Source organism: Enterobacter sp. CGMCC 5087 (assembly GCF_003144775.1).
Classification (GTDB): Bacteria; Pseudomonadota; Gammaproteobacteria; order Enterobacterales; family Enterobacteriaceae; genus Enterobacter; species Enterobacter cloacae_M.
The window spans coordinates 1-4260 of sequence record NZ_QFXN01000036.1 but is presented as its reverse complement, the minus strand read 5'-3'; the positions used below and the strand labels follow the sequence as shown (position 1 = coordinate 4260).

6 protein-coding genes are annotated in these 4260 nt (G+C 55.9%); 3 read left to right on the top strand and 3 right to left on the bottom strand.

The annotated features are described in order from the left end of the window. On the top strand, positions 1–263 hold a 263-nt coding region (locus DEO48_RS03425), incomplete at its 5' end, for a LysR substrate-binding domain-containing protein (protein WP_258306054.1). A gap of 17 nt (positions 264–280) precedes the next feature. On the opposite strand, the gene purR is transcribed toward DEO48_RS03425, so the two are convergent. Then, positions 281–1306 (bottom strand): HTH-type transcriptional repressor PurR, encoded by a 1026-nt coding sequence (gene purR / locus DEO48_RS03420; RefSeq protein ID WP_023335431.1) that lies wholly within the window; start codon positions 1304–1306, stop codon positions 281–283. 297 nt (positions 1307–1603) lie between these two features. Between purR and DEO48_RS03410 the strand changes: the two genes are divergently transcribed. Next, entirely contained in the window at positions 1604–1693 is a 90-nt protein-coding gene (locus DEO48_RS03410; RefSeq protein WP_008500596.1) for a YnhF family membrane protein, read from the top strand. Between the two features lie 163 nt (positions 1694–1856). Further along, on the top strand, positions 1857–3023 hold the full coding sequence (locus DEO48_RS03405; RefSeq protein ID WP_109844376.1) for an MFS transporter: 1167 nt from the start codon (positions 1857–1859) through the stop codon (positions 3021–3023). A 38-nt stretch (positions 3024–3061) separates the two neighbouring features. On the opposite strand, the gene sodB is transcribed toward DEO48_RS03405, so the two are convergent. Then, positions 3062–3643, bottom strand: a complete 582-nt coding sequence (sodB, locus tag DEO48_RS03400) for a superoxide dismutase [Fe] (RefSeq protein WP_023311353.1) — start codon at positions 3641–3643, stop codon at positions 3062–3064. 122 nt (positions 3644–3765) lie between these two features. Beyond that, positions 3766–4260, bottom strand: a 495-nt coding sequence (locus DEO48_RS03395; RefSeq protein ID WP_146198232.1) for a C40 family peptidase, incomplete at its 5' end; no start/stop codon positions are given.

Sequence of the window (4260 nt, the reverse complement as noted above, 5' to 3'; positions counted from 1 at the left end):
GGCGGGTGGTGGCCCCTGACTGGGAATCGTCGGCGACGTGCCTCAGCGCCGGGCTGTGCGTCGCGATGGTGCCCGTTCATTTCGCGCGTCCGCGCATCGATACCGGAGAGTGGGTTGAGCTGACGCTGGAGAATCCGTTCCCGGATGCGGCCTGCTGCCTCACATGGCAGCAAAATGATGTCTCGCCTGCTATGGCCTGGCTGCTGGATTATCTGGGAGACAGCGAAACGCTGAACCGGGAATGGTTACGGGAGCCAGCATAGCTGGCCCCGTAAAGCGATTAACGTCGGTAGTCGCGGAACGGACCATCCGCAACGGAACGGCGTTCGATAAGACGCGGGTGAACTTCAATGGACTGCGACTCTTCACGCTTGTTGACGATTCTGTCCATCAGCATGTTAAAGGCCGTTTCGCCCAGCGAGTCTTTTGGCTGGTGAATGGTGGTCAGCGCCGGGGTGAAGAAGCGCGCGTTACGCACGTTGTCATACCCGATCACGGAAATATCCTGCGGTACGCGCAGGCCCAGCTCGTCGGCAGCGCAGAGCGCGCCCATGGCCATGATGTCGCCTCCGCAGAACACGGCGGTCGGACGGTGCGGCTGGGAGACGATCTGCTGCATCGCGCGGTAGCCCGATTCCGGCTCAAAGTCGCCCTGCACAATCCAGTTTTCCGGCACGTTGATCAACGCTTCTTCCATCGCTTTCATAAAACCGGCCAGACGGCCCGCGCCGGTGTTGCGCTCCAGCGGACCGGGGATTACGCCAATCTCGCGGTGACCGCGTTCGATCAGATAACGACCGGCCATATAGCCGCCTTCAAAGGCGTTATCGATAACGGAATCGGTGAAATCCGCGCGCGCTTCGCCCCAGTCCATGACCACCATCGGAATATGGCGATACTCTTCCAGCATCGACAGCACGGACTCCGGATACTCGGAACACATCACCAGCAGGCCATCAACGCGCTTTTGCGCCATCATCGACAGGTAGGCACGCTGTTTTTCAATGCTGTTCCACGCGTTGCCCAGAATCAGGGTATAGCCTTTCTGGAAGCAGTTCTTTTCGACCGCTTCAATGATCTCGGCAAAATAGGCCGCTTCACTGCTGGTCGCCAGCAATCCAATGGACTTGGTGTGATTAACCTTGAGGCTACGTGCAACCGCACTTGGCGAATAGTGCAGCTCTTTGATCGCTGCCCAGACGGCGTTGCGCGTCTCTTCCGCCACAAAGCGGGTTTTGTTAATTACATGTGATACGGTTGTAGTGGAAACGTTTGCGCGTTTTGCTACGTCTTTAATTGTTGCCATTAAATGTCACTCCAGACCATATCCTAAGCTCCTGAAAAACTTGAAGGTAAACGTTTGCCTTCTCTCACCCTTATCTCGCAATGTTGAATTGCGGCACGCCGGGAAAACGACACGGGACGTCAGGAGGGGGTCAATGGCCGGTACGCTAATAAATTTAGCGTGGAATTTTGTCCTATCTTGATGAAAAGGGGAAGAGGTAAAGTGGTTATCAGTATAAATCCAGGAAGATTTTTGACGTAATCTGTGCAAAAATGAGCAAGCTCACTTTTCGTGTGGGGATTAAAAGGAGAAAAATTGATGAGTTCCGATCTTAAGTTTTCGCTGTTCACCACCGTTGTTGTGCTGGCTCTGATTGTTGCGGCCGGTCTGACGGCTGCGCTGCACTGATTTACGCGGAGGGAGAGCCTTCTCCCTCCCGACTCCCCGGATTGTTACTTCTCTGGCAAAAATCTTTTGCCATTTTGTTAACTTCTCATTTTTTGTGATTGATGTCATGCTTTCCGCTTCTTTGTTCTGTGTCACCACATGACACGGCATCCGGAGTTGACGCATGAAAATCAATTTTCCCCTGCTGGCCCTGGCGATTGGCGCTTTTGGGATTGGCACCACTGAATTCTCCCCGATGGGGTTACTGCCTGTTATTGCCCGGGGCGTAGATGTCTCTATCCCTGCGGCAGGGATGTTAATTAGCGCCTACGCCATCGGCGTGATGGTCGGAGCGCCGCTGATGACGCTTCTGCTTTCGCACCGCGCGCGCCGCAATGCGCTGATTTTCCTGATGGCGATTTTCACCCTGGGCAACGTGCTTTCGGCCATTTCGCCGGACTACACCACATTGATGCTGTCCCGTATCCTGACCAGCCTTAACCACGGCGCGTTCTTTGGGCTGGGGTCGGTCGTGGCTGCCAGCGTGGTGCCAAAACACAAGCAGGCGAGCGCCGTGGCAACCATGTTCATGGGGCTAACGATTGCCAATATCGGCGGGGTGCCTGCGGCAACCTGGCTGGGGGAAGCGATCGGCTGGCGTATGTCTTTCCTGGCGACTGCCGGGCTTGGCGTGGTTGCGATGGTGGCTCTGTTCTTCTCCCTGCCGAAAGGCAGCGCCGGAGAACGTCCGGAAGTGCGTAAAGAGCTGGCGGTATTGATGCGCCCGCAGGTGCTCTCCGCGCTGCTCACCACCGTGCTGGGGGCAGGGGCGATGTTTACCCTCTACACCTATATTTCACCGGTATTGCATGACATCACCCACGCAACGCCTCTCTTCGTTACCGCGATGCTGGTGCTGATTGGCGTGGGCTTCTCGATCGGTAACTATCTCGGCGGGAAATTTGCCGACCGCTCCGTGAGCGGGACGCTTAAGGGCTTCTTAACCCTGCTGATTGTCATCATGGTTGCCATTCCATGGCTGGCGCGCAATGAGTTTGGGGCCGCGATTGCGATGGTAGTCTGGGGAGCCGCCACTTTCGCCGTGGTGCCGCCGCTGCAGATGCGCGTGATGCGTGTCGCGCACGAGGCGCCGGGACTTTCATCTTCCGTGAATATCGGTGCGTTTAACCTGGGTAATGCCCTGGGCGCCGCGGCCGGTGGGGCCGTGATTTCAGGTGGTCTGGGATACAGCTTTGTGCCGGTTATGGGGGCGATTATTGCCGCGCTCGGCCTGCTGCTGGTGATGATGTCGGGTCGTAAACAGCCTGAAGCAGCCTGCGCTGCGGAATAAACCAAAAACGCAGAAGGGCGAACCCTTCTGCGTGTCTCTTACGCGGCGAAGTTCTTCGCAACAAAGTCCCAGTTAACCAGTGCCCAGAAGTGCTCCAGGTAGTTCGGACGCGCGTTGCGGTAGTCAATGTAGTAAGCGTGTTCCCATACGTCCACTGTCATCAGCGGCTTAGCGCTGGTAGTCAGCGGGGTACCCGCGTTTGAAGTGGACACGATAGCCAGTTTGCCATCCGCCTCTTTAACCAGCCACGTCCAGCCAGAACCGAAGTTCTTGATGGCTGCATCGGTAAATTTCGCTTTGAAATCCGCGAAGCTGCCAAATGCGGCGTTGATAGCGGTAGCCAGTTCACCGGCAGGTTCACCGCCGGCATTCGGCGCCAGGCAGTGCCAGTAGAAGGTGTGGTTCCACACCTGGGCCGCGTTGTTAAAGACGCCACCCTCTGAGCTGCGGACGATCTCTTCCAGCGTTTTGCCTTCAAAATCGGTGCCCTTGATCAGATTGTTCAGGTTGGTGACGTACGTCTGGTGATGCTTGCCGTAATGATATTCCAGGGTTTCCGCAGAAATGTGCGGTGCCAGGGCGTCTTTTGCATACGGTAGTGCAGGTAATTCGAACGACATTGCTTCTCTCCTTATTGTATTTTGTGTTGCCAATAACCACACAGACAACATGGACAGAATAGCAAATTGAAAGGGTATGCAAAAGAGGAACTTACCCTGCCACGGATGTGGCAGGGCAGGGGTTAGCGAATGGTTTTCGGCGTCATCACGCGACGCGCGCCGACGTAGTGGCGTACCCAGTAGTCTTCACTGAGAGAGGTGATCTGAATATCCTGGCCGCTACGTGGAGACTGGATGAACTTCCCGTTGCCGACATACACGCCAACGTGGTCAGCCGTGCCGCGACCCTGAGTGCGGAAGAACACCAGATCGCCGTTTTCCAGCTCACCGCGGTCAACCGGTGAGGCATCGCGCAGGTGGTACATCTCATTGGCGGTACGAGGAATGCGGAATTTGACCAGATCTTTATAGGCGTAATAGACGAGGCCGCTGCAGTCAAACCCGGTACGCGGCGAACTGCCACCCCAGTGATAAGGTTTGCCAATCTGCCCCATCAGTTTGTTCATCGCGGTTTTTTGCGCTTTCTGTACACGCACTTTATGCACTTCAGCTATTTTCGTGACCTTCGTGCATTTCGCCTTGTGGCCTTTACGCGTGATGCATTTTTCAGTAACGAG